The sequence below is a fragment of the Devosia sp. Root685 genome (assembly GCF_001427875.1).
Lineage (GTDB): Bacteria > Pseudomonadota > Alphaproteobacteria > Rhizobiales > Devosiaceae > Devosia.
This window is the reverse complement of the sequence record NZ_LMHK01000003.1, coordinates 1-23,447: the sequence shown is the minus strand read 5'-3', so window position 1 is coordinate 23,447 and position 23,447 is coordinate 1. Positions and strand designations below refer to the sequence as shown.

The window sequence follows — 23,447 nt, the reverse complement described above, 5'->3', positions numbered from 1 at the left end:
CACAGCAAGACGGCGATGGAAAGGCACCTCCGCCAAGGCAAGAAATGCTCATCTTTGCGGCCCGATCATATCAAGCTTTCTTTATATCTCCCTTGACCCGGCGGGCGCAGGGTGTCACAAAACGGTCAGTTTAGCCCATTTTCGGGCATTTTCTGCATTATCGGAGCATTTACGTGGCCCGTTCGTCTTACCACTTCACCTCTGAGTCGGTCTCCGAGGGTCACCCGGACAAGGTTTGCGACCGGATTTCGGACGAAATCGTCGATCTGGTCTTCCGCGAAGCCAAGAAGGTCGGCATGGATGCCAGCCAGGTCCGCATTGCCTGCGAAACCCTTGCCACCACCAACCGCGTCGTCATTGCCGGCGAAGTGCGCGTCCCCGAAACGCTGCTCAAGAAAGACAAGGACGGCAACGTTCTCAAGGATAAGTCCGGCGCCCCGATCGTCAGCCCATCAAAATTCAAGTCGGCCGCCCGCAAGGCCATCCGCGCCATCGGCTACGAACAGTCCGGTTTCCACTGGAAGACCGCCAAGATCGACGTGCTGCTGCACGGCCAGTCGGCCGATATCGCGCAGGGCGTCGATGAAAGCGGCAACAAGGATGTCGGCGCCGGCGATCAGGGCATCATGTTCGGCTACGCGTCGCGCGAAACCCCCGAACTGCTGCCCGCCCCGATTTACTATGCGCACAAAATTCTCGAGACCCTGACCGAGGCCCGCAAGGCCAATCATGGTCCCGCCGGCAAGCTTGGCCCCGATGCCAAGAGCCAGGTCACGGTGCGCTATGAAGAGGGCAAGCCCGTTGCCGTCACCCAGATCGTACTCTCGACCCAGCACCTGGATGAAAGCCTGACCTCCTCGGACGTCCGGAAAATCGTGGAACCCTATATTCGCGAAGCGCTGCCGGAAGGCTGGATCAGCGACGAAACCGTCTGGCACGTCAATCCGACCGGCAAGTTCGTCGTCGGCGGCCCCGATGGCGACGCGGGCCTCACCGGCCGCAAGATCATTGTCGACACTTATGGTGGTGCGGCGCCCCATGGTGGCGGCGCATTCTCCGGCAAGGACCCCACCAAGGTCGACCGTTCGGCCGCTTACGCCGCGCGTTACCTTGCAAAGAACGTCGTTGCCGCCGGCCTTGCCGATCGCGCCACGATCCAGCTGTCCTACGCCATCGGCGTCGCAAAGCCGCTCTCGATCTATGTCGACCTCCACGGTACCGGCAAGGTCGATGAGGCGAAGCTTGAAAAGGCCCTGGCCGAGGTGATGGACCTGACGCCACGCGGCATCCGCACCCATCTCGACCTCAACAAGCCGATTTATGCCAAAACCTCCGCCTATGGCCACTTTGGCCGCAAGCCGGGCCGCGATGGCAGTTTTTCGTGGGAGAAGATCGATCTGGTCAAGGCCCTCAAGGCCGCCGTCGCCTGATCCATTCTATCGATTGACCAAAGGCCTCTTTTCCGCGATGCGGGGGAGAGGCTTTCGTTTTTGAAATTTTGCGTGCCATGACCGACCATCAGCTCCCCAAAACCCGTGACGGCGAACCCCGCGCCTTTTTTGGCCGCCGGTCCGGCAAGAAGCTGCATGGCGGGCAACAGGCCATGGTCGAAAACGCCCTGCCCGAGCTTGAAATCGCGCTGAACGATCACCTCGACCCCCAGACGCTGTTTCCGGACGCAAAGCGCCTCGTCATCGAGATCGGCTATGGCGGCGGCGAGCATCTGGCGCGCAAGGCCGAGGAGGAGCCCGAGACCGGCTTTATCGGTTGCGAGGTTTTTACCGGCGGCATCGGCAAGATGGTGCAGGCCGCCATTGCCAAAAAGCTGGCCAATGTCAGGCTCTTCACCGATGATGCGCTCAAACTCCTCGTCACACTGCCCGATGCCAGCATTGACGCGATTTATCTGCTCTATCCCGATCCCTGGCCCAAAACGCGCCACCACAAGCGCCGCTTCGTCTCGCCGACAACGCTGAAGGAACTGGCCCGCGTCATCAAACCGGGTGGCACCTTCCATTTTGCCAGCGATATCGAGGACTATGCCGATTGGACCCTCGCCCATATCGTGCGCGAGCCGCAATTTTCTTTTGCCCCGGAGGCGCCGGCCAGCTGGCACACACCCTATCCGGGCTGGCAGCCGACCCGCTACGAACAGAAGGCGCGGCGCGAAGGGCGGATGATCAGCTTTTATTTTACCTTCGAGCGCCGCTGAACCTTAACCGTTTCGTGACGGCGAACGACAAGTTCGCTCACCCGCGCTCTGGACCTTTGCCAATCGCTCCCCATATCGGCTTGACGCCGACCTTCCGGAGTTTTCCAAATGTCCACCACGCTTTCCTTCTCGCATGAGGACAATAGTTTTCTGGCGATGAGGACGGGGAAATGGACGCTGGTCGTCGTCGCCGAATTGAGCACGGGCACGCGGCGGTTCAATGAGCTGCGCCGCGCCATGGACGGAATTTCCCAGAAAACGCTGGCCTCCACCCTGCGCGAACTGGAGCGCGACGGCTTTATTTCCCGCACCGCCTTTGCCACGATCCCGCCGCGCGTCGATTATGCGCTGACCGAATTGGGCACGGACCTGCTCGATCTCGTCGATGCCTGCCGGGCCTTCGTCACGCGCAATCGCGACGCCGTCGTGGCCGCACGGCAAAATTTCGATCTCTCGAACAATATCAGCCTGCGTTAACCAGGCTTCGGGCGCCGCCGGAGGCCGGCAGCGCCAGGAGTGTCACGCTCACAGCGCCTTCGGGAAAAGTGGCTTGCACTTTTCCGTGTCGAAGGCGCGACGAGCAGGCGGTTAGATACCGACGGGAGCCAGAGAGTCGGCGTCGAAGAGCTGCATGGCCTGAGTGCCGTCTTCCTTGATCACGAAAGCGCGGACGAGACCGTTCCAGTCCTCGACGGAGGTGGCATTGATGCCCTTTTCCTTGAGGCGGAGCAGCGTATAGTCATTGGCGACTTCGCCGGTGAGATAGCTCTTGTCGTTGTCGTTCTGGTCGGGCGCTGCCGATGCGGCAAAGGCGGGCATGGCAATGCCGGCAACGAGAGCGGCGGTGGTCAGGGCGAGAATGCTGTTCTTGATCATTTCGAGTGTTCCTTTCGTTTGAACACCCCAAAGATGGGCCTCGTGAATTGGCCTCCAAGGGACAAAAACAACAATTTTGCTCTTGAAAGCGGGTTCATCATGCCGAGGGTTTCATAGGGAAATCAGGTGGTTGGAAAGAAACCCGGTTCTCTTGAGGGAACCTGGTTTCCTTGGCGTGCCGGGCCCGGGAACCGCCCGGCGGGCCGCGGAATTGTGCTTTGGAACCGAGGAGTGAGCCATGCAAATCAGCGTCAAAATTCTCGACACGGTGCCCGTCACCCACAATGTCAGGCACTACCGGGTCGAGCGGCCCAAGGGCTACACTTTCTCGCCCGGCCAGGCGACCGAGGTCAGCATTGACCGGATCGGCTGGCAGGACAAGACGCGCCCCTTCACCTTTACCTGCCTGCCCCAAGCGGAAAATCTCGAATTCACCATCAAGAGCTATTTTGACCATACCGGGGTCACCAACGAGCTTTGGTCCTTGGGCGCAGGCGACAGGCTGATCCTCCGCGATGTCTGGGGCACGATCCAATATCGCGGCCCCGGCACCTTCATTGCCGGCGGCGCCGGCGTCACGCCCTTTATCGCCATCCTGCGCCACCTCAATGCCACGGGCAAAATCGCCGGCAACAGGCTGATCGTCTCGAACCAGACCGAGAAAGACATCATCCTTCGCGACGAATTCGAAGCCATGAACGGCCTCGAAACGCTCTGGACCGTCACGAATGATGCAAAATCAAAGCTGGTGCAGGAGCGCATCGACGCCGATTTCCTCAAGCGCCATATCCCCGATTTCAGCCAGAATTTTTACCTCTGCGGTCCCGACGCGATGGTCAAAGACCTGCGCGGCTTCCTCGGAGACCTTGGCGCCACCGTCGCCAATGTCACCTGGGAGAAATAAAGCGGCCCCTCCGACGTCCCCAAGCCGACCTTGCCTTTTGCCGGAAGCGGGGTTATACGGAGCCAACATCGTTGCTCTCATACAGAGAGTGGTGCCCTGACCGGCCCCGCTCTTTTTGCTTATCTGGGACCCAATGGCTTTCGATCTCACCGAGAAACGCTATATCAAGGAAACCGGCCTCGAAGCCCGCGTTTCCCGCATCGTCGAGCCGGTCGCCAATGGTCTTGGCTACGCGCTCGTGCGGGTCAAGATCACCCCGGAAAATGGCTGCACCCTGCAGATCATGGCCGAGGACGAAAATGGCCGCTTCAACATCAATGATTGCGAGGCTCTGTCCAAGGATCTCTCGCCGGTTCTCGATGTCGAAGATCCGATCGAGCGGGAATATCACCTGGAAGTCTCGTCCGCCGGCATCGACCGCCCGCTGGTGCGCAAACGCGATTTCGAACGCTTTGTCGGCCACGAGGCCAAGGTCGAACTGCTCGACATGATCAATGGCCGCAAGCGTTTTCGCGGCGACATCCTTGCCGTGGACGAAGAGGGCGTAACGATCCGCCTGCCTGACGCGCCCGGCGGCACCAATCCCGACCACAAGCTCAGCTTCGTCACCATTGCCGATGCCAAGCTCGTAATGACCGATAAATTGATGGATATGGCGCGCGCCGATCAGGAATTGCATCCGATCGACGACGATGAGACCGAAACGGTCGAATATGCCGATGCCGATAACGACGATACTTTCTCCGAGGAGAGCAAATAAATGGCCGTTAGCGCGAATCGCCTTGAGCTTTTGCAGATCGCGGATGCCGTCGCCCGTGAAAAGTCGATCGACCGCATGGTCGTGATCGAGGCGATGCAGGACGCCATGGAAAAGGCCGCCAAGGGCCGCTATGGCGCCGAGACCGAGATCAAGGTCGAGATCAACCCGCGCACGGGCGAAACCCGCATGTGGCGCCTGCTCGAAATCGTCGATGCCGTCGAAGAACCGAGCCGCCAGGTCGATCTGAAATTCGCGCGCACCAAGTCGCCAGAAGCCAAGATCGGCGATTTCCTCACCGAGCCGCTGCCGCCGATGGAATTCGGCCGCATCGCCGCCCAGTCGGCCAAGCAAGTCATCGTGCAGAAGGTGCGCGATGCCGAGCGTGACCGCATGTTCGAGGAATATACCAACCGCGTCGGCGAAATCGTCAACGGTACCGTCAAGCGCGTCGAATATGGCAATGTCATTGTCGATCTCGGCCGTGGCGAAGCCATCATCCGCCGCGACGAATTGATCCCGCGCGAAATGTTCCGCTATGGCGATCGCGTCCGCGCCTATGTCTATGACGTGCGCCGCGAGCAGCGCGGTCCGCAGATTTTCCTGTCGCGCACCCATCCGCAGTTCATGGCAAAACTGTTCATGCAGGAAGTGCCTGAAATCTACGATGGCGTCATCACCATCCGCTCGATCGCCCGCGATCCGGGTTCGCGCGCAAAAATCGCTGTTACCTCGAACGACTCGTCCATCGATCCCGTCGGCGCTTGCGTCGGTATGCGCGGTTCGCGCGTGCAGGCGGTGGTTGCTGAACTGCAGGGCGAAAAGATCGACATCATTCCTTGGACCGACACCATTGCTGATCTCGTGGTTTCGGCGCTCCAGCCGGCCGATGTCGCTAAGGTCGTTCTCGACGAACAGGCCGAGCGCATCGAAGTCGTCGTGCCCGACGAACAGCTCTCGCTCGCCATCGGCCGCCGTGGCCAGAATGTGCGCCTCGCTTCGCAGCTGATCGGCTGGGATATCGACATCCTGACCGAGCAGGAAGAAAGCGAACGGCGCCAGAAGGAATTCACCGAGCGTTCGACTTTGTTCATGAACGCCCTTGACGTTGACGAGATGGTTGCCCAGCTATTGGCTTCCGAAGGCTTCTCCTCGGTCGAAGAGCTCGCCTATATCGAGCCCAACGAAATCGCCTCCATCGAAGGTTTTGACGAAGAAACCGCCGGTGAAATCCAGAACCGCGCGACCGAATATCTCGCCGAAATCGAACGCAAGTTCGACGATGAGCGTATCGCGCTGGGCGTCGATGAAGAGCTCTATGAAATCCCGGGCCTCAACGCTGCGATGCTCGTGGCGCTCGGCAAGGAAGACATCAAGACCGTGGAAGACTTTGCCGGTTGCGCCGCTGACGATCTCGTCGGCTGGAGCGAACGCAAGGATGGAGAAACCAAGCGTTTCGAAGGGACGTTCAAGGATTTCCCGGTAAGCCGTGAAGAGGCTGAAGACATGATCATGCAGGCGCGTATCCGCGCCGGCTGGATCGAGGCGAACGACGTTGCTGCCGAAGAAGGCGACATCGGCGACGAAACCGCGGAGGAGGCGGTCTAAGGACCGCCTTCTTGAGGTGATGTCGTGGCCCGGCGCGAAGAAACTATAAGGACCTGTGCTCTCACCCGGCTTGAAAAGCCGGTTGAGGAGCTGATCCGTTTTGTGCTCGGGCCCGATGGCACTATCGTGCCCGATACCGATGCCAAAGCCGAGGGCCGGGGCGTCTGGATCAGCCTCAGTCATGAAGCTGTGTCCGAGGCTGTTCGCAAGAAGGCCTTTGCCAAGAGCCTGAAAGAAAACGTCACTGTCCCGCCCGATCTGGCGGACCTGACGCGGCTCCGGCTCGAACAGAGATTTTTGTCGGCCCTCGCCATGGCGCGAAAGGCCGGTCAGTTCACCTCCGGTGGTATGAAGGTGAAAAGCGCCATCGAGGGCGGGCAGCTTATTGCCCTGCTTTCAGCGACCGATGGCGCGGCCGATGGCAAGAACAAGATGCTGGGGGCCCTGCGCGCCCTCAATCACGCCCGTCGCGAGGGCAGCGCAGCCGGTAAACAAGTGCCACATTTCGAATTGCTCTCAAGTACGCAATTGGGTTTGGCACTTGGACTAGAAAATGTGATACATGCTGCCCTCATGACAGGGGCGGCAGCCCAATCGGCGCTAGATAAGGCCAATCGACTGGCCCGCTACGACGCCAATCCGACGGATAACGACACCGACCGCCCTGCGGTAACCGGTGTGCTTTTGTCCGTGGAACAGGACGAAAGACGATAGGAAGTATGGCTGATAACGACGACAAGCGTTCTGACGATTCTGGCGCCAAGAAGACGCTGACCCTCAAGGGGGGTCCGGCTCTGGGCAATCGCGCCGGCACGTCGCGCGGTCCCTCGCGTGCGACGGTGGTCGTGGAGAAGCGGACGCGCGTAGTTCCAAAGCCCGCCGGCGTGCCCTCGGGCGCACAGGCCGGTGGTGGCCGCCCAGGCGGTTCGGGCCGTCCCGGTCAGGGCCGCCCCATGCAGACCCAGCGCGCGCCGCTCGGTCTCTCGGCTGCGGAAGCGGAAGCCCGCCAAAAGGCTCTTGCTCTTGCCGGCGCTCGCGCCGCCGAGGACAAGGAGCGCTTTGCGGCCGAAGAGGCCCGTCGCATCGAAGACGACAATCGCCGTCGCCAGGTGCGCGAAGAAGCGGCCCGCCAGGAAGACGAACGCCGTCAGGCCGACGAAAGCCGCCGCACGGAAGAACAGGCCGAAACTGCCGCGCCCGAGCAGACCAGCGCAGCGCCTGCTGCCCCGGCTGCCGAGCCCGACCCGCGCCAGCCTTTCGTTCCGGCAAGCCAGCGCAATCCCGGCCCCAGCGCCGTGCGCACCGTTTCGGGTCGTCCCGGCCAGTCGGCTCGTCCGCAGCGCAGCGAACGCCCCTCTAACGAACGTCCGGCCAATACGCGGCCTGATGGCGAGCGGCCCAACCCCAATGCCCGTCCCACCGGCAATACGCGCCCGGCCGGTTCCACCGGCACGCGTCCGGCAGGTACGAGCGCCCGTCCGGCCGGCGAACGCCGTCCCGTCGGCGCCGGCATGGCTCCGATCGGCAATGTGCCGCCCGCCGCACCGAGCGAGGCCGATGGCCGTCGCGTTCGTACCGGCGCGCCCCAGCAACGTCCGACGACCGAAGCCGAGCTTGAAAACGCTCGCCGCGCCTCGCGCGCCCAGCCCGAGCGTCCGACGCGCCGGTCCGATGATGGTGCCGCCCGCGGCCGCCTGACCGTTTCCAGCGCCACGACGGAAAACGATCGCGACAAGGGTCCGTCCCTCGCCGCCATGCGCCGCCGTCGCGACAAGAAGATGGGCCGCAACCAGCAGGAAGCGCCAAAACTCAGCCGTGAAGTCGTCATTCCGGAAGCCATTACGGTTGCCGAGCTGGCCAACCGCATGGCCGAACGCTCCGTCACCGTCATCAAGATGCTGATGGCGCAGGGCACCATGGCGACCATCAACGATGTGATCGACGCCGATACGGCCGAACTGATCGCCTCGGAACTGGGCCACACGGTCAAGCGCGTTTCGGATGCGGACGTCGAAGAAGGTCTCTATGACATCCCCGCCGACGACAAGGCCGAGGATCTGACCGATCGTGCGCCTGTTGTGACCATTATGGGCCACGTCGACCACGGCAAGACCTCGCTCCTCGACGCGATCCGCGAAGCCAATGTGGTTTCGGGCGAAGCCGGTGGCATCACCCAGCATATCGGCGCCTATCAGGTCGAAAAGAACGGCAACAAGATCACGTTCCTTGATACCCCGGGCCACGAGGCGTTCACCGCCATGCGTGCCCGCGGTGCCCAGGCAACCGATATCGCCGTTCTGGTCGTCGCTGCCGATGACGGCGTCATGCCCCAGACGATCGAATCCATCAAGCATGCCAAGGCGGCTGGTGTTCCGATCATCGTGGCCATCAACAAGATGGATAAGCCCGAAGCCAATCCCCAGCGCGTGCGCACCGAACTGCTTCAGCACGAAGTGTTCGTCGAATCGATGGGCGGCGACGTGCTCGACGTCGAAGTCTCGGCCAAAACCCAGGCTGGTCTCGACAAGCTCTTGGAAACCATCCTCTTGCAGGCCGAAGTCCTCGAACTGCGCGTGGCTCGTGATGGCCGTGCCGAAGGTCTTGTCATCGAAGCCAAGCTCGATCGTGGTCGCGGTGCCGTGGCAACGGTTCTGGTGCAGCGCGGTACTCTGGCCATCGGCGACATTCTCGTTGCCGGCACCGAGTTTGCCCGTGTACGCGCCCTGATCAACGACAAGGGCGAGCAGGTCAAATCGGCTGGTCCTTCCATTCCGGTGGAAGTGCTGGGCTTTACCGGCGTGCCGAGCGCGGGCGACCGCTTCTCGGTGGTCGAAACCGAAGCCCGTGCCCGCGAAGTTACCGAATATCGTCAGCGCGCCATCCGTGAAAAGACGGCCGGCGGCGGTGCAACAAGCCTCGAGCAGATGATGAATCAGCTCAAGGTGGCCGGCATCAGCAAATTCCCGCTGATCATCAAGGGGGACGTGCAGGGTTCGGTCGAAGCGATCGTGGCTTCGCTCAACAAGCTGTCCACCGACGAAGTGTCGGCGCAGATCCTGATGAGCGGCGTTGGAGGCATCACCGAATCGGACGTGACCCTCGCGGCGGCGTCCAATGCCATCGTCATCGGCTTCAACGTTCGTGCCAACAAGCAGGCCAACGATCTCGCCACCCGCGACGGCATCGAAATCCGCTACTACAACATCATCTACGATCTCGTGGATGACGTTAAGTCGGCCATGTCGGGCCTCCTGAAGCCCGAACGTCGCGAAACCTTCATCGGCTACGCAAAAATCCTCGAAGTCTTCCAGATCACCAAGGTCGGCAAGGTTGCCGGTTGCCAGGTCACCGAAGGCATCGTGGAACGCGGCGCCGGCGTGCGCCTCCTCCGCGACAACGTCGTCATCCACGAAGGCAAACTCAAGACGCTCAAGCGCTTCAAGGATGAAGTCAAGGAAGTCCAGACCGGCCAGGAATGCGGCATGGCCTTCGAAAACTACGAAGACATCCGCGCCAACGACGTCATCGAATGTTTCCGCGTGGAAACGGTTCAGCGCACGCTCTAAAGCGCTCTGCCACTTATCAAAAGGGCGCGACCTCGGTTGCGCCCTTTTTGCTTTCAGCAATTGCCCCAGTAACCCTCATGGTGAGGTGTTTTGCAGAGCAAACCTCGAACCACGAGGGCGTGGCTCGGGCATCAAGGCACGCCCTCGCCCTTTTTGTTTGTGCTATTCGCCCGCCTGCTTCTATGCTCGAAAAAAGAGGGGCAGGCAGCCTATGCAAACAATCATGATGGACGTCGACGGCGTCCTCGTTGCCGGCCGGCCCAAGGACGGCGCGCATCTTTTCGCTGATCTTGAGGCCGATCTCGGTATCCCGCTCGCCACATTGCAGCGCGAGTTTTTCAAGCCGCGCTGGCCCGCCATCGTCACCGGCCAGAAACCGCTCCTGCCTGAACTGGCAGAGGTGCTCGCCGTAATCGCGCCAACCGTCTCCGCCCAAACCCTCGTCGATTACTGGTTCGAAAACGACTCGCGGCTTGAAGAAACCGTGGTCACGGAGATGGCCGCCCTGCGCTCAAAAGGCCACCGCGTCTATCTGGCGACCAATCAGGAACACATGCGCGCCAGCTATCTCATGGACGTCATGGGCCTTGGCAAACATGTCGATGGCATTTTCTATTCGGCTGATATTGGTCACAGAAAGCCCGCGCCCGAATTCTATGATCATATCAGCCGCAGCATCGGCACGGCCCCCCGGCAGATCACGCTGGTCGACGATACCGAGCACAATGTCATCGCCGCCCGTGAGGCGGGCTGGACCGCCATCCACTGGCAAGCCGGCATGTCCCTGCTCCCCGCACTTGACACTGCTTGACTGAACGCCCAGGGCTACGCCCGCTCGCGCCCAAACCGCGCCACCCATTCGGCGCTGAGACTGTCGGCCATCTTGGCTGTGGGCGTCGGTTGGGTTTCAGCCATCGCCCGATCAAGGCCCAGCGCCGCAAAAATGTCTCCCAGCGCCTTTTGGGGCCCGGCGGTCACGCCTTCATAGGTCAGGCCCAGCGGTTCAATCCCATGCTCGGCAAAAAACCGCTCCCAAGCGGCATCATCCCGCTCAAGTTCATCGAGAATGGTGCCAATCCGCGCGCCGTCATAAACGGGCTCCGGCTGGGTCTCGCCGCCTTCAAGCACGCTGCCATCGGCACGCAGGTGCCACAGCCCCGTCTGCTCGGCCCGCGCCAGCGACACGGCCTGGCCCAGTTTGTCCCGCCGGGAGAGATGGATATAGAGCACCGGCCCAAAAGCCGCTCGAAGCGCCTCTGCGACATTGCCAGCGCGCCCCGCGGCGCGGTTGAGGCGTCGCGCGGCCTCGACAAGGCTCGAATACATGATGCGGACACCAAGAATTCCTGTCCCGGCGCGCCCTTCCCGGTGCATTGCTTCGAGATAGGCCCGGTCGAACCCGGCCGTCTCGATCCCTTCGGCCAGCGACACGCCCCACTTTTCGGCCCACCAGGCAATGTCCTGCGGCCGAAAATACGAGTTCGGCCGCCCGGCAACACCACTTGCCGCCAGCATCTCGCAGATCAGCGTGCTGCCCGAGCGCGGCGTGCCGCAGATGATGTAGGCGTGAGGTTTATCGCTCATGGCAGTCCTTAAAAGTCGGCCGCCATCATGCATATCGCGCCGACGCCGAAAAGGCGCTTGCGGACACACAACCCCAAAAGACGAAGAGCCCGTTCCTTGCGGAACGGGCCCTGGATGCCGGATGCGGGTGACTACGGTATGGTCCGCAGCCGGCAATTTTTTGGAGGTCGTGATGAGAGCTTGCAACTCTCGCTTACACGTTCCTCCAGAAATGTTGCGGCGACATTGCGCCTCAGGCGTTGATCACATTAACGCCACTAGGCGTTGATGACAGTCACGCGCGTGCCCGAGGGAACGCGGGAATAGAGATCGATGATGTCCTGGTTCATCAGGCGAATGCAGCCCGAGGAAACATTGGTGCCGATCGTATAGGGTTCGGTGGTGCCATGGATACGGAAAAGCGTATCGGCGCCGTTTTTATAGAGGTAAAGCGCGCGCGGCCCGAGCGGATTGGTCGGGCCCGGCTCCATGCCACCGGCATAGGGGCCGTAACGATCGGGCTCACGCGCGATCATTGAGCGCGTCGGGGTCCAGCGCGGCCATTCGGCCTTGCGGCCGATCGTGGCATCGCCCCGGAACAGCAGCGCTTCGTCCTTACCGACGCCAATGCCGTAACGCAGGGCCCGGCCGTTCTCCATCACGAGATAGAGGTAGTGGGCTGGCGTATCGACAACGATCGTGCCGGGTCGCTCAGTGGTGAAATAGGCCACTTCCTGACGCCACCATTGCGGATCGACGCGGCGCAAATCCATCGCCGCGACCTGATAGGGCTCGGTGGTGGATGCGGCATACATGCGCAGGTAATAGGGATCGATGACCGGTTCCTGAACCACGGGCTGACGCGTGGTCGAACAGGCTGCCAGGGTCGTCGCTGAAAGACCGAGAAGGAAAAGGCGGCGGGAAATCAAAACTGGAACCTCGGGACAGGCAATGGAGAATCAAGTGGCCGGGGAGCGGCCCTTCTTCCTTTGCAGTAACGCTTCTCCCGCTTAACGTGGCACGAATGCGGCAGTTCCTCGCCACAATGTGATCATACTTGCCCCTGTTGCTGAAATCCCACAGGTTTCACAGCGGTGTGATGGATTTGAGGGCATCAAGCACGGCTGGGGCCGCCAGTGACGCCTCATGATCGATGCCCGGCAGAACGGTCACCAGCGCTTGCGGCAACAGTGTCTGGTAAAGGTTTGGGTGATTTTTTTCGACCACTTCATCCGCATCACCCTGAAGGATCACCAGACGGGGAAGCGCTCGGAGCCTGGTGCTCGCATCATGGGGCAGGGCAAAATCCTCCATCTCCCAGCCGCCAGCACCCCAGAATGGCGCGGCCAGCGTCACGACGCCGAGCAAACGATCCGGCACGCCGAACCGCGCCAGCGTTTGCAGGATCACCGAGCCGCCGAGCGAATGGCCAAGCATGACGAAGTCGCCCTCGATTGCCCGCATCTCGGCGTCGAGTGCCATAAGCCATGGCTCTGCTTCCGGCGCGTCCGGCTTTGGCATCAAGGGCGCAACCAGCGCGACCCGCGGCGGCAGGATGGCGCGCAATCCAGTCAGCAGGGCGCTGCTGCCTTCTCCCGGCCCCTGCGGACCCGCGCTATGGATGAAGAGGATCGTGACCATGCCGCCATAGTGGTCCATGGAGACAAAAAGCAAAAGGCCCGGATTGCTCCGGGCCTTTTTCGTGATTGCGTAGCGCGCCTTATTCGGCGGCGTCGTCCTTGGCTTCCTTGACCAGTTCCTTGCCGGTTGCCTGGTCGAGCACCTTCATCGAGAGGCGGACCTTGCCGCGCTCGTCAAAGCCCAAAAGCTTGACCCAGACCTTGTCGCCTTCCTTGACCACGTCGGTGGTCTTGGCAACGCGGGCTTCGGCCAGCTGGGAAATGTGGACGAGACCGTCCTTGGCACCGAAGAAGTTCACGAAAGCGCCGAAATCGGCGGTCTTGACGACGGTGCCCTGATAGATGGCGCCGACTTCGGCTTCGTCGGTGATCGAGCGGATCCACTTGATGGCCGCTTCGATCTGGGTGCCGTCCGAGGACGAAACCTTTACCGTGCCGTCGTCTTCGATATTGATCTTGGCGCCGGTCTTTTCGACGATTTCGCGGATGACCTTGCCACCGGTGCCGATCACTTCACGGATCTTGTCGGTCGGGATCTTCAGCGTTTCGATGCGGGGAGCGAATTCGCCCACTTCGCCGCGCGAGGTCGAGAGCGCCTTGTTCATTTCACCAAGGATATGAACGCGGCCGTCCTTGGCCTGGCCCAGAGCGATCTTCATGATCTCTTCGGTGATGCCGGCGATCTTGATGTCCATCTGGAGCGAGGTGATACCCTCTTCCGTGCCGGCCACCTTAAAATCCATGTCGCCGAGGTGATCTTCGTCACCAAGGATATCGCTGAGAACGGCGAACTTTTCGCCTTCAAGGATAAGACCCATGGCGATACCGGCCACCGGACGCTTCATCGGCACGCCGGCATCCATCAGGGCCAGCGAGGTACCGCAAACGGTCGCCATCGAGGAGGAACCGTTGGATTCGGTGATCTCGGACACGATACGGATCGTGTAGGGGAATTCTTCCATCGAGGGGCGGATCGGGTTGATGGCGCGCCATGCGAGCTTACCATGACCGATTTCGCGACGCCCGGGCGAACCCATGCGGCCAGCTTCACCCACCGAATAGGGAGGGAAGTTGTAGTGCAGCAGGAAGTTTTCCTTGCGGGTGCCTTCGAGGCTATCGATGAACTGCTCGTCATCGGCAGTGCCGAGGGTCGCAACAACCAGCGCCTGGGTTTCGCCACGGGTAAAGATGGCGGAGCCGTGGGTGCGCGGCAGAACGCCGACTTCCGAAACGATCGGACGCACGGTTTTGAGGTCACGGCCGTCGATACGGCTACCGGTGTCCAAAATGTTCCAGCGCACGATTTTGGCCTGGAGATTGTGGACGACTTCGCCCAGCACTTCCTTGGTCAGCTCGCCGGCTTCGATCTTGGCAGCGAAGGCCGCCTTGACCTTGGCATTGGCAGCGTCAACCGCAGCGTAGCGCGAGGCTTTTTCGGTGATCTTGTAGGCAGCGCGCAGATCGGCTTCTGCAATGGCCAGAACTTCGGCTTCGAGAACGGAGAAGTCGGGAGCCGTGAAATCGCGCGGTTCCTTGGCGGCCAGTTCGGCGAGCTTGATGATCGCCTGGATGACTTTGGCGCTTTCGGCATGGCCGAACATCACGGCGCCGAGCATGACTTCCTCGGAAAGCTCCTGAGCTTCCGATTCAACCATGAGCACGGCGTCCTGGGTGCCGGCCATGACGAGATCGAGCTTAGAATCCGAACGGCGATCGATCGATGGGTTCAGCACATAGGCGCCATCGATATAGGCGACGCGTGCCGCTCCGATCGGGCCCATGAAGGGCACGCCCGAAATGGTCAGCGCGGCAGAGGCCGCGACCATCGAGAGCACGTCGGGATTGTTTTCCATGTCATGCTGGAGAACGGTGATGACCACCTGGGTCTCGTTCTTGTAGCCATCGGGGAAGAGCGGGCGGATCGGGCGGTCGATGAGGCGCGAAACCAGCGTTTCGTTCTCGGAGGGACGGCCTTCACGCTTGAAATAGCCACCCGGGATCTTGCCGGCGGCAAAATACTTTTCCTGGTAGTTGACGGTCAGGGGGAAGAAGTCCTGGCCGGGCTTGGCGGACTTGGCCGAAACGACGGTTGCGAGCACAACGGTTTCACCCAGCGTCGCGAGCACGGCACCGTCCGCCTGGCGGGCGATCTTGCCGGTTTCGAGCGTCAGCGGCTGGCCGCCCCAATTGAGTTCGACCTTGTGGTGGTCAAAATTGATCGACATGTTTTGTCTTTCCATTCTGTCCAAAGCGCGGGAACGCGGGGCTAGGCGAGGGCCCACGAACGCTTTGGTGTACCCGCACCGGCGCTGCACCCCATGTGCGCCCCGGCTCAAAATCAGGTACGGTTTCTATCTCTTTGCAGGTTCAGAACATGGACAAGACAATAAGCGGCTCCACAGCGGAAGGCGCCAATAATCCTGCCATGCTCCGGCGCTGCCGGCCTAGAGGGTCGCCTAAAGCGCGTCGCGATCTCTAGGATCGCTCTCTGCGCTTTAGCGCCTTGTTCTTGTGCATGTCTTTGTCCCGAAACCGGTAACCACTTTCGGGAGACATGCACTAAGGCAACCCTTTTCTTGTGCCCAAAAGGGCAACCGGCGCGGAAGTTACCCCCCGCGCCGGAATTTTGTCGTCTTAGCGACGCAGGCCAAGCTTTTCGATCAGCGTCTTGTAGCGGCCGTCGTCCACCTTCTTGAGGTAGTCGAGGAGGCTACGGCGCGTCGAAACCAGCTTGAGGAGACCACGACGGGAGTGGTTGTCCTTGTTGTGGCCCTTGAAGTGCTCGGTGAGATTGGCAATGCGCTCGGAAAGGATCGCAACCTGCACTTCCGGCGAGCCGGTATCATTGGCAGTGGTGGCGTATTCCTTGATGAGGGCAGTCTTGCGCTCAGCGGTAATCGACATCGGCATATCCTTCTATAAATGTGAGGATGAAGAGCCCCAGCCAGGATGTCGTCCAGGTGGGGCCTGTTTATAGCAGAGGCAAAGTGAGCCCGCTGGCGGTCCCTATAGTGCAAAGCACCAGACAAAGCCAGACTTATTGATTCCTGCGCTCTTGCATCTGCTCGTCCGGCCGCAGCGCGGCAAAGGCGGGATCGAGCGCGGTCATGGGGATATCGATGGTCCATTCCACCCCATCGGCATGTTCGTGCCGCTCGACCTTGGCGCCGAGCGCTCCGCCCACCATGGAGCGCAGGACGGTCGTGCCGAAACCCGCCCTTTCGCTGGCCTTGAGCGGCGCCGACAGGGTTTCGCGCCAACGCATGGCAAGCTGGTCCTCGTCCTCGCTCCAGGAGAGGGTCAACCTGCCTTTTTCATCGGCAAAAGCGCCATATTGGGTCGCATTGACCGCCAGTTCATGCACGGCCATGCCGAGGATTTGCGCGCCCTGCGGATTGATCCGGAGATCGGCCCCCTCGATCCTCACCCGCGCCACTTCCTGCGGCCGGAACGGGGCGATATGGAGATCGATCAGCTCGCGCAGCGAGACGCCGGCCCTTCCATGGGCCAGCAGCAGGTCGGTCGAGCGTGCCAGCCCCATGATGCGGCGCTCCAGCCCCTCGACATAGCGCGGCACGTCGGTGGCGCCGCGCGCGGTTTGCTTGGCCATGGCGGAAATAACCGCCATCTGGTTTTTCGAGCGATGCGCCAGTTCGCGCATCAAAAAGCGTACATCGCGCTCCGCCGTCTGCCGCTGGCGCGAGGCCTGCACCAGGGCCTTTGAAACTTCATCGATTTCGGCCACCGGATAATGCCGCTCGAACACCGCCTCGCCCCGCCCGAGGCGCTGCGCATCGAGCCGCAGGCCCCGCACCGAGCGGCTCAATTGCTGGGCGATGAAGAAGGCGATCAGCGAGGCGACGACGGCTATGACCAGGCCCCACGCCGCCAGCTGCAGGATGGATTCGCCAAGCGGCCGCTTGACCTGAGCCGCGGATGCCCAGGCAATGATGCGCCAGCCGGTCAGGCCCGAGCGCCATTCCGCCGTCACCACGGTTTGGTTGTGAAGGATTTCTTCGGTCCAGCCCGGCGTCGTATCTTCAAGATTGCGCCGCATGGGCAGGGTGTCGCCAATGGCGAATTCGTCCCCGGTGGTCGAGGCGATGACGGTATTGTTGCCATCCACGAGCGCTGCGTGCCAGCCTTCCGGCAATTCCCGCGATTGCAGCACCGGGATGAGATCGCGCGCATTCTGGGTCAGGGCGAGCAGCCGCACCGCGGCATCCTCGGCGAGCGGCAGCCAGACATTATAAACCCAGGTCTGCGCCACCTGGCCAAAGAACAGATTTGAAACGGTCGGTCGCCCCCGCTCGAGCGCCCGAGCCGCGGTGATCATGTCGGATGACTGGCCCAGGGGGGTACCAAATTCCACCCGGCTATTGAGCAATTGATGGGCGTCTTCATCGACGCCGATGAGATAGGAGCCGGTCCCAGCCAGGGCTATGGTAGCGCGATGATGGAATTGTTCGAAGTCTCCCGCTTCCAGCGATTGGTCCGAGGACAGCACGCGCAGGCTGGTGATCATGCCGGAAATCTCGCGGTCCACCGACTGACCCATGGCCTGCACCGTGGCATTGGTCAGGGATTCCACGACCTTTTCCTGCGCGTCGTTGGTGCTGTAGAGCAGCACCAACGCAACAACCAATGCAGGCAGCAGGATAACCAGCAGCAGCGAAAAAAGATAAAGTGCGACGGGTTGTGGCCGTTGCGGCTTCAGACTCTTCGCCTGGCCGGGGCCGGATACCCCGTCGTGGGCTTGTGCTGCCATGTCGTCCTGGTCCTCGTCGGCTGGCACATTGGGCCCGCGCGGGCTGGTCAATATTTTGCGCTAGCGTCGCTGGCGGGGAAACTCTCGTCCACCGCCTCGTCCACCTTATCCCATTTTCTCGGCTTGTCAGCCTGTGCTTCGGCCCCCGCATTGCGCACCTGTACCGGGGAATCCTTGGGCCCGGGCTTTCGCCCGTCCTGCATGGCGGCGGCTTGATCCCTGTGAGGTTTGGTCATGACCAGATCCTTTGGCTCTCCAGTCTCACAACACGCTCACCCCCAGCCCGGTTGCAGGCGGTAGCATCACACCTTCTCGTCTGGTAAATAGCCCGTCATGAACCAGATCGCGCCGAAGAAACTCTTCATCAAAACCTATGGCTGTCAGATGAACGTCTATGACAGCGACCGCATGGCCGACGCCCTGGCGCCGCATGGTTATGCCCCAACCACGGACATGGCCGAGGCCGATCTCGTGCTGCTCAATACCTGCCATATCCGCGAAAAGGCCAGTGAGAAGGTTTTTTCCGAGCTCGGGCGCCTCAAGGAACTGCAAACCGAAAAGCGCGCCACCGGCGGCGACCTGATGATCGGGGTGGCCGGTTGCGTGGCGCAGGCCGAGGGCGAGGAAATCGCCCGCCGCGCCCCCATGGTCGATATGGTCTTTGGGCCGCAAGCCTATCACCGCCTGCCGGACATGCTGGCGAAAGCCGAAGCCAGCCGCCACATGCACCCCGCGCTCCGCCGCGCCGTGGTCGATACGGATTTTCCCGAAGAAGACAAATTCGCCCACCTGCCGGCGGCCAAGAAAGACGTCACCATCGGCCGCGGCCTCACCGCCTTCCTCACCGTTCAGGAAGGCTGCGACAAGTTTTGCTCGTTCTGCGTCGTACCCTATACGCGCGGCACGGAAGTCAGCCGCCCGGTGGCGCAGGTGCTCGACGAAGCCCGCCGCCTTGCCGATGCCGGGGTCAAGGAAATCACCCTCCTCGGCCAGAACGTCAACGCCTACCACGGCGAAGATTCTTCAGGCCGCGCCGTCGGACTTGGTGAGCTGGCTTATCTTCTGGCGGAAATCCCCGGCCTTGAGCGGCTGCGCTACACGACCAGCCATCCGCGCGACATGGACGACGCGCTCATTGCGGCCCATCGCGATCTCGCTTTCCTCATGCCCTATCTGCACCTACCGGTGCAGTCCGGTTCCGATCGCATCCTGAAGGCGATGAACCGCAAGCATACCGCGGCCGAATATCTCCGCCTTATCGAACGCATCAAGGACGCCCGTCCCGATATGGCGCTCTCGGGCGATTTCATCGTCGGTTTTCCCGGCGAAACCGATGCCGATTTCGAGGACACCCTCAAAATCATCCGCGACGTCGGCTATGCCTCGGCCTATTCCTTCAAATATTCCACGCGCCCCGGCACGCCGGGCGCCAATCTCACCGATCAGGTGGAAGAAGCAGTGAAAGCCGAGCGCCTTGCGCGCCTGCAAGAGCTGGTCAACAAGCAGACCACCGATTTCCACGCCTCCTGCGTCGGCCGTACGCTGCCCATCCTCATCGAACGCGTCGGCCGCATGCCCGGCCAGGTCGGTGGCCGCTCGCCCTATCTCCAAGCCGTGCACCTCGAAGGGTCCACCGATCTCATCGGCTCCATCCACGAGGTCGAAATCATCGGCACCTCAACCAATTCGCTGGTCGGAAAATTGCGCCAGGCGGTTGCGGCTTAAGCGTCCACACGCTGAACCACCACCAGCCCTTGCAGCCCCTGAAGTAGCCCTGATGGTGAGGTGCTTTGCCCTTGCAAAGCCTCGAACCACGAGGGCGCGGCGCAGTGGCCTCCGCGCACCCTCTGCGGCCTAAAGCGCAATCAACCCCGCTTCTGTCGGTCGAAACCCGCAGCCACGATAAAATCCCAGCAAATGCGGTTCAAAATCGACATGGAGCCACTTGGCGCCGCGTTCTCGCGCAGCCTCTTGTGCTGATTTCACCAGCCTTGTCGCAATGCCCTGATGTCTGAAATCCTCGTCGACGCAGGTGTCGAGAATGAAGGCATGAATCCCCCCATCCCAGGCCACATTGACGAAGCCGACCAGTTTTTCGCCCTCAAAAGCCCCTATATGGGCGAGGCTCCGCTCCAGCACGGGTTTCCAACGCGCCGGTCCCGCATCGCCCCAAGCTTTCAGCCATAGCTGGCGCAACGCCATGTCAGATGGAAACGGATCGACGGCAATGCTGATCATATTCTCTCCCTTTTCACCCAATCTATCCAACTTATCCCCGCCCCCAAAATCTCATGCGATTATCTCCCCATTCCGCCAGGGTGAATTCGGCAGCCGCGCCTGAGATAATGGTAGCGCCTGAACCGGACCCGCCACAAACTCCGGATCCGTGACGGGCGGCCTTTGGCTCCCAATGTATTATACGGATCGAGTCAATGGCCGCCCGTTACCCGTGTACCCGCGACGCCGAAAGGCCGGGCGGTTTTTCGTGTTGCGTGCGGTTTTTGGAAAGGCGTTTTTCCGAGGGGCCGGGCCATTCGCGCATAGCGCTTATGGCCTCCACCCCTCAAATCGCTCCACTGGAGCGATTTGGCCGCCCTTGCGGCCGGGGTGGAGCGTCACAATATTGCTACAGACATCGAACGCAAATCATCCTAGCCTCGTTAATGCATGGGCGACGCGCTCCGCGGCGCCCCCCTTCGGGAGCCGAGAAAGTTTGAGCAGGCACTTGCCACCCACCGCAGACAACGCCCTCGCATCGCAACTCGAACTCGCCTTTGAAGACAATCGCCTGGCTGCCCAGCTTTATGGCGATTTCGACCAGAACCTCGCCCTTATCGAACAGCGCCTCACCGTGTCGGCCACGCCGCGCGGCAATCATGTGTTGCTCAAAGGCTCTGCGTCGAAGGTCGATCAGGCGCGTCGCGTGCTGGAATCGCTTTACGCTAGCCTTGAAGAAGGCCGACCCGCCGACATAGCCGATGTCGACGCCGTCATTCGCATGGTCGAAACCGAGGACAGCCAACTGACCCTGCCGACGCTCGAGCGCAAGGGCAAGGTCCGCATGGCGCAGATCGCCACGCGAAAATCCACCATTGCCGCCCGCACCCCGGCCCAGGACGCCTATATGCGCGCCATGGACCGCGCCGAGCTGGTTTTCGGTGTCGGCCCCGCCGGTACCGGCAAGACCTATCTTGCCGTGGCCCATGCGGCATCGCTGCTTGAACGCGGCGACATCAACCGCATCATCCTCTCGCGTCCCGCCGTCGAAGCCGGCGAGCGCCTCGGCTTTCTGCCCGGCGACATGAAGGACAAGGTCGATCCCTATCTGCGACCGCTCTACGATGCCCTTTATGACATGATGAAGCCCGAAAACGTCGAGCGCTGCATCACCTCGGGGATCATCGAGGTTGCCCCGCTCGCCTTCATGCGTGGCCGCACCCTTGCCAATGCCGTGGTCATCCTCGACGAAGCGCAGAACACGACATCCATGCAGATGAAAATGTTCCTGACGCGTCTCGGCGAGAATTCCAAGATGATCGTCACCGGTGATCCGACCCAGGTCGATTTGCCGCGCGGGGAAAAATCAGGGCTCGTGGAAGCAGTGAATCTCCTCGATGGCGTCGAAGGCGTGCATATTTCCCGCTTCAACGACAAGGACGTGGTGCGCCACGCGCTTGTCGGGCGGATCGTGCGGGCCTATGAAGCCGACACCGCCAAGCGCCTGGCCTTGAAAGACCGGGATACGGAAGGTCTGGCGCGGACCCTCGGCGCTACGCCCCGGAGCTGAACCAGACACCTATGCCGCCGATCACCCCGCCGCTTGAAATCGCAGTCATCCGCAATGCGGATGACTGGCCCGACCATTTTGACGCCCTCGCCGAAAAGGCTGTGCTCGCCGCCCTTTCCGGCGCCAAACCCAAGATAAAGGGCGCCGCCGAGATTTCGGTGCTGCTCACCGACGATGCGGAGCAGCGCGAGCTTAATGCGCAATACCGGGGCAAGGACGCGTCCACCAATGTCCTGAGCTTCCCGCAGATCGAGCCTTTCGATCCCGTTATCGGCATCCTGGGCGACATCACGCTCGCCCGCGAAACGCTTGTTCGCGAGGCCGAAGAACAGGGCACGAGCCTTGAGGATCACTTCACCCATCTGGTTGTGCATGGCTTTTTGCACATTTTGGGCTATGATCACCTCGATGAGGACGAGGCTCTCGAAATGGAGGGCCTTGAAACCCAGATACTGGCCGGGCTCGGCATTGCCGATCCCTACGCCGACTAGGCCGCCGAATGTTGGCCGGCCTGGCTGCTTTATTTGTCCAATATGAGGATAGCGCGCTGCCCTGAGCAGCCTGAGATTGATGAACGATACCGATCGCAAGGGCAACCGGGTGCCCGATAATCCCGAACCTTCCTCTAGTCCCGCCCTCGCTCAGCCGACGCGAGGGCCGAGCCTGATTACGAGGCTCAAATCCATACTGACGCTCCGCCCGGTGAGCCTGCGCAATGACCTGCAGGTGGCACTCGACGAAAGCGCTGGGGCCGAAACGCAGGATTTCACCGAGAGCGAACGCACGATCCTGCAAAACGTGCTAAAGCTGTCAGCGGTCTCGATCGACGACATCATGGTCGAGCGCTCCGATATCCAGGCCGTCGAGGCCGATATCAATCTCGGAACCCTGCTCGCCAAGTTCCGCCAGGTCGGCCATTCGCGTCTGCCCGTCTACGAAGACGAACTCGACAAGATCATCGGCTTCATCCACATCAAGGATGCCATGGCCAAGATCACCGAGCCGGTGACTGATCCTGAAAAGGATGTCCCGGTAAAACTGCTCTCGGCGGCGCTGCGCCAAAAGATCAACAAGCTTGGCATCACCCGCACGGCCATGTTCGTGCCGACCTTCATGCCGGCCGGCGATCTCCTCCAGTCCATGCGCGCTTCCCGCGTCCACATGGCCATCGTTGTCGACGAATATGGCGGCACCGACGGCATCGTGACCATCGAGGACTTGCTTGAGGCCATTGTCGGCAAGATTGAGGACGAGCACGACGAAGCCGTCCGCGCCATGGTGCGCAAGGTGAGTGAAGACACCTATATCGCCAATGCCCGCGCCGAATTGGACGAAGTCCGTGCCGTTGTCGGCCCCGATTTCGACCCCGGCGAGCATGCCGAAGACGTCGAGACGCTCGGGGGTCTGGTCTTCGACCTTGCCGGCCACGTGCCGCGCCGCGGCGAAAAAGTCAGCGGGCTCGACGGTTTCGAGTTCGAGGTCCTCGCCGCCGACGGCCGCCGCATCAAGCGCCTGCGCATTCGCCGCAAGCGCGGAGACGGCGAAGAAATCCTGGCGATCACCGATCAGCGGCCGGAAGACCAGAAGGCTGCAGCGGAGTAGGGCGCTTGTCGCTGGCCCAACCACAAACGCGGTTGTCACCCCGGCGCAGGCCGGGATGACAGCTAGAGCATTTCACGTTTAGGTAGCTCTGTAGCCGGCGTTGGCGATATAATTTGCGCACTCAGATGGCTCGATGGCCTGTACGAGATGGCCAATGTGTCGCC

General features: G+C 61.4%; 22 protein-coding genes. 13 read left to right on the top strand and 9 right to left on the bottom strand.

Annotated features, from left to right (window positions below):
* The first annotated feature begins 173 nt into the window (after window positions 1–173).
* The 3 genes from metK (at window position 174) to ASD83_RS15285 (ending at window position 2,689) form a co-directional block, all read left to right on the top strand.
* The gene (gene metK, locus ASD83_RS15295; protein WP_056312539.1) at window positions 174–1,430 is read left to right on the top strand and encodes a methionine adenosyltransferase; all 1,257 of its coding nucleotides are present in this window, start codon (window positions 174–176) and stop codon (window positions 1,428–1,430) included.
* A 77-nt stretch (window positions 1,431–1,507) separates the two neighbouring features.
* A complete protein-coding gene (gene trmB, locus ASD83_RS15290) occupies window positions 1,508–2,212 on the top strand; it encodes a tRNA (guanosine(46)-N7)-methyltransferase TrmB (protein WP_056312537.1) in 705 nt (234 codons plus the stop codon).
* 108 nt (window positions 2,213–2,320) lie between these two features.
* On the top strand, window positions 2,321–2,689 hold the full coding sequence (locus ASD83_RS15285; protein WP_056312535.1) for a winged helix-turn-helix transcriptional regulator: 369 nt from the start codon (window positions 2,321–2,323) through the stop codon (window positions 2,687–2,689).
* Window positions 2,690–2,800: 111 nt separating this feature from the next.
* Here the strand turns inward: ASD83_RS15285 and ASD83_RS15280 are convergent, their stop codons facing one another.
* Window positions 2,801–3,088, bottom strand: coding sequence for a hypothetical protein (locus ASD83_RS15280; RefSeq protein ID WP_056312533.1), 288 nt, complete (start codon window positions 3,086–3,088; stop codon window positions 2,801–2,803).
* Between the two features lie 238 nt (window positions 3,089–3,326).
* Between ASD83_RS15280 and ASD83_RS15275 the strand changes: the two genes are divergently transcribed.
* The 6 genes from ASD83_RS15275 to ASD83_RS15250 all read left to right on the top strand — a co-directional run bounded on the left by ASD83_RS15275 (window position 3,327) and on the right by ASD83_RS15250 (window position 10,734).
* The gene (locus ASD83_RS15275) at window positions 3,327–3,992 is read left to right on the top strand and encodes a flavodoxin reductase (RefSeq protein ID WP_056312531.1); all 666 of its coding nucleotides are present in this window, start codon (window positions 3,327–3,329) and stop codon (window positions 3,990–3,992) included.
* 133 nt (window positions 3,993–4,125) lie between these two features.
* Complete coding sequence (gene rimP, locus ASD83_RS15270; RefSeq protein WP_056312529.1) at window positions 4,126–4,752, top strand: ribosome maturation factor RimP; 627 nt, start codon at window positions 4,126–4,128, stop codon at window positions 4,750–4,752.
* Complete coding sequence (gene nusA, locus ASD83_RS15265) at window positions 4,753–6,357, top strand: transcription termination factor NusA (protein ID WP_056312527.1); 1,605 nt, start codon at window positions 4,753–4,755, stop codon at window positions 6,355–6,357. It abuts the gene before it with no gap.
* Between the two features lie 24 nt (window positions 6,358–6,381).
* Window positions 6,382–7,071: an RNA-binding protein gene (locus ASD83_RS15260; RefSeq protein ID WP_056312525.1), complete on the top strand. Its 690-nt coding sequence runs from the start codon at window positions 6,382–6,384 to the stop codon at window positions 7,069–7,071.
* A gap of 5 nt (window positions 7,072–7,076) precedes the next feature.
* Window positions 7,077–9,923, top strand: a complete 2,847-nt coding sequence (infB, locus tag ASD83_RS15255; protein WP_056312524.1) for a translation initiation factor IF-2 — start codon at window positions 7,077–7,079, stop codon at window positions 9,921–9,923.
* Window positions 9,924–10,134: 211 nt separating this feature from the next.
* Window positions 10,135–10,734, top strand: a complete 600-nt coding sequence (locus ASD83_RS15250) for an HAD-IA family hydrolase (protein WP_056312522.1) — start codon at window positions 10,135–10,137, stop codon at window positions 10,732–10,734.
* 14 nt (window positions 10,735–10,748) lie between these two features.
* Here the strand turns inward: ASD83_RS15250 and ASD83_RS15245 are convergent, their stop codons facing one another.
* The 7 genes from ASD83_RS15245 to ASD83_RS15215 all read right to left on the bottom strand — a co-directional run bounded on the left by ASD83_RS15245 (window position 10,749) and on the right by ASD83_RS15215 (window position 18,130).
* The gene (locus tag ASD83_RS15245) at window positions 10,749–11,507 is read right to left on the bottom strand and encodes a Stf0 family sulfotransferase (protein WP_056312519.1); all 759 of its coding nucleotides are present in this window, start codon (window positions 11,505–11,507) and stop codon (window positions 10,749–10,751) included.
* Window positions 11,508–11,764: 257 nt separating this feature from the next.
* Complete coding sequence (locus ASD83_RS15240; RefSeq protein ID WP_244489205.1) at window positions 11,765–12,415, bottom strand: L,D-transpeptidase; 651 nt, start codon at window positions 12,413–12,415, stop codon at window positions 11,765–11,767.
* Window positions 12,416–12,572: 157 nt separating this feature from the next.
* The gene (locus tag ASD83_RS15235; protein ID WP_156386005.1) at window positions 12,573–13,160 is read right to left on the bottom strand and encodes an alpha/beta fold hydrolase; all 588 of its coding nucleotides are present in this window, start codon (window positions 13,158–13,160) and stop codon (window positions 12,573–12,575) included.
* 46 nt (window positions 13,161–13,206) lie between these two features.
* Window positions 13,207–15,351, bottom strand: a complete 2,145-nt coding sequence (gene pnp, locus ASD83_RS15230; RefSeq protein WP_056312513.1) for a polyribonucleotide nucleotidyltransferase — start codon at window positions 15,349–15,351, stop codon at window positions 13,207–13,209.
* A 409-nt stretch (window positions 15,352–15,760) separates the two neighbouring features.
* Window positions 15,761–16,030 carry a 30S ribosomal protein S15 gene (gene rpsO, locus ASD83_RS15225; RefSeq protein ID WP_056313277.1) on the bottom strand — a complete coding sequence of 90 codons (270 nt, stop codon included), beginning with the start codon at window positions 16,028–16,030 and terminating at the stop codon, window positions 15,761–15,763.
* Between the two features lie 133 nt (window positions 16,031–16,163).
* Complete coding sequence (locus tag ASD83_RS15220) at window positions 16,164–17,894, bottom strand: sensor histidine kinase (protein WP_156386004.1); 1,731 nt, start codon at window positions 17,892–17,894, stop codon at window positions 16,164–16,166.
* Between the two features lie 47 nt (window positions 17,895–17,941).
* Window positions 17,942–18,130 carry a hypothetical protein gene (locus tag ASD83_RS15215; RefSeq protein WP_056312509.1) on the bottom strand — a complete coding sequence of 63 codons (189 nt, stop codon included), beginning with the start codon at window positions 18,128–18,130 and terminating at the stop codon, window positions 17,942–17,944.
* A gap of 97 nt (window positions 18,131–18,227) precedes the next feature.
* Here ASD83_RS15215 and miaB point away from each other — a divergent pair, with 97 nt between their 5' ends.
* Complete coding sequence (miaB, locus tag ASD83_RS15210) at window positions 18,228–19,619, top strand: tRNA (N6-isopentenyl adenosine(37)-C2)-methylthiotransferase MiaB (protein ID WP_056312506.1); 1,392 nt, start codon at window positions 18,228–18,230, stop codon at window positions 19,617–19,619.
* A 129-nt stretch (window positions 19,620–19,748) separates the two neighbouring features.
* On the opposite strand, the gene ASD83_RS15205 is transcribed toward miaB, so the two are convergent.
* Window positions 19,749–20,132 (bottom strand): GNAT family N-acetyltransferase, encoded by a 384-nt coding sequence (locus tag ASD83_RS15205; protein ID WP_056312504.1) that lies wholly within the window; start codon window positions 20,130–20,132, stop codon window positions 19,749–19,751.
* Window positions 20,133–20,619: 487 nt separating this feature from the next.
* On the opposite strand from ASD83_RS15205, the gene ASD83_RS15200 reads away from it, so the two are divergent.
* From ASD83_RS15200 to ASD83_RS15190, 3 genes are all read left to right on the top strand, one after another.
* Window positions 20,620–21,681, top strand: a complete 1,062-nt coding sequence (locus tag ASD83_RS15200; RefSeq protein ID WP_244489204.1) for a PhoH family protein — start codon at window positions 20,620–20,622, stop codon at window positions 21,679–21,681.
* Window positions 21,682–21,692: 11 nt separating this feature from the next.
* Window positions 21,693–22,172 (top strand): rRNA maturation RNase YbeY, encoded by a 480-nt coding sequence (gene ybeY, locus ASD83_RS15195; protein ID WP_056312500.1) that lies wholly within the window; start codon window positions 21,693–21,695, stop codon window positions 22,170–22,172.
* A gap of 79 nt (window positions 22,173–22,251) precedes the next feature.
* Window positions 22,252–23,283 carry a hemolysin family protein gene (locus tag ASD83_RS15190; RefSeq protein ID WP_156386003.1) on the top strand — a complete coding sequence of 344 codons (1,032 nt, stop codon included), beginning with the start codon at window positions 22,252–22,254 and terminating at the stop codon, window positions 23,281–23,283.
* The last annotated feature ends 164 nt before the right edge of the window (window positions 23,284–23,447 follow it).

Bases quoted from the DNA above. Each gene is read 5' to 3' on its own strand.
- trmB (WP_056312537.1), top strand. From the start codon at position 1,508: ATGACCGACCATCAGCTCCCCAAAACCCGTGACGGCGAACCCCGCGCC.
- ASD83_RS15285 (WP_056312535.1), top strand. From the start codon at position 2,321: ATGTCCACCACGCTTTCCTTCTCGCATGAGGACAATAGTTTTCTGGCG.
- ASD83_RS15280 (WP_056312533.1), bottom strand. From the start codon at position 3,088: ATGATCAAGAACAGCATTCTCGCCCTGACCACCGCCGCTCTCGTTGCC.
- ASD83_RS15275 (WP_056312531.1), top strand. From the start codon at position 3,327: ATGCAAATCAGCGTCAAAATTCTCGACACGGTGCCCGTCACCCACAAT.
- rimP (WP_056312529.1), top strand. From the start codon at position 4,126: ATGGCTTTCGATCTCACCGAGAAACGCTATATCAAGGAAACCGGCCTC.
- nusA (WP_056312527.1), top strand. From the start codon at position 4,753: ATGGCCGTTAGCGCGAATCGCCTTGAGCTTTTGCAGATCGCGGATGCC.
- infB (WP_056312524.1), top strand. From the start codon at position 7,077: ATGGCTGATAACGACGACAAGCGTTCTGACGATTCTGGCGCCAAGAAG.
- ASD83_RS15250 (WP_056312522.1), top strand. From the start codon at position 10,135: ATGCAAACAATCATGATGGACGTCGACGGCGTCCTCGTTGCCGGCCGG.
- ASD83_RS15245 (WP_056312519.1), bottom strand. From the start codon at position 11,507: ATGAGCGATAAACCTCACGCCTACATCATCTGCGGCACGCCGCGCTCG.
- pnp (WP_056312513.1), bottom strand. From the start codon at position 15,351: ATGTCGATCAATTTTGACCACCACAAGGTCGAACTCAATTGGGGCGGC.
- rpsO (WP_056313277.1), bottom strand. From the start codon at position 16,030: ATGTCGATTACCGCTGAGCGCAAGACTGCCCTCATCAAGGAATACGCC.
- ASD83_RS15220 (WP_156386004.1), bottom strand. From the start codon at position 17,894: ATGGCAGCACAAGCCCACGACGGGGTATCCGGCCCCGGCCAGGCGAAG.
- ASD83_RS15215 (WP_056312509.1), bottom strand. From the start codon at position 18,130: ATGACCAAACCTCACAGGGATCAAGCCGCCGCCATGCAGGACGGGCGA.
- miaB (WP_056312506.1), top strand. From the start codon at position 18,228: ATGAACCAGATCGCGCCGAAGAAACTCTTCATCAAAACCTATGGCTGT.
- ASD83_RS15205 (WP_056312504.1), bottom strand. From the start codon at position 20,132: ATGATCAGCATTGCCGTCGATCCGTTTCCATCTGACATGGCGTTGCGC.
- ybeY (WP_056312500.1), top strand. From the start codon at position 21,693: ATGCCGCCGATCACCCCGCCGCTTGAAATCGCAGTCATCCGCAATGCG.
- ASD83_RS15190 (WP_156386003.1), top strand. From the start codon at position 22,252: ATGAACGATACCGATCGCAAGGGCAACCGGGTGCCCGATAATCCCGAA.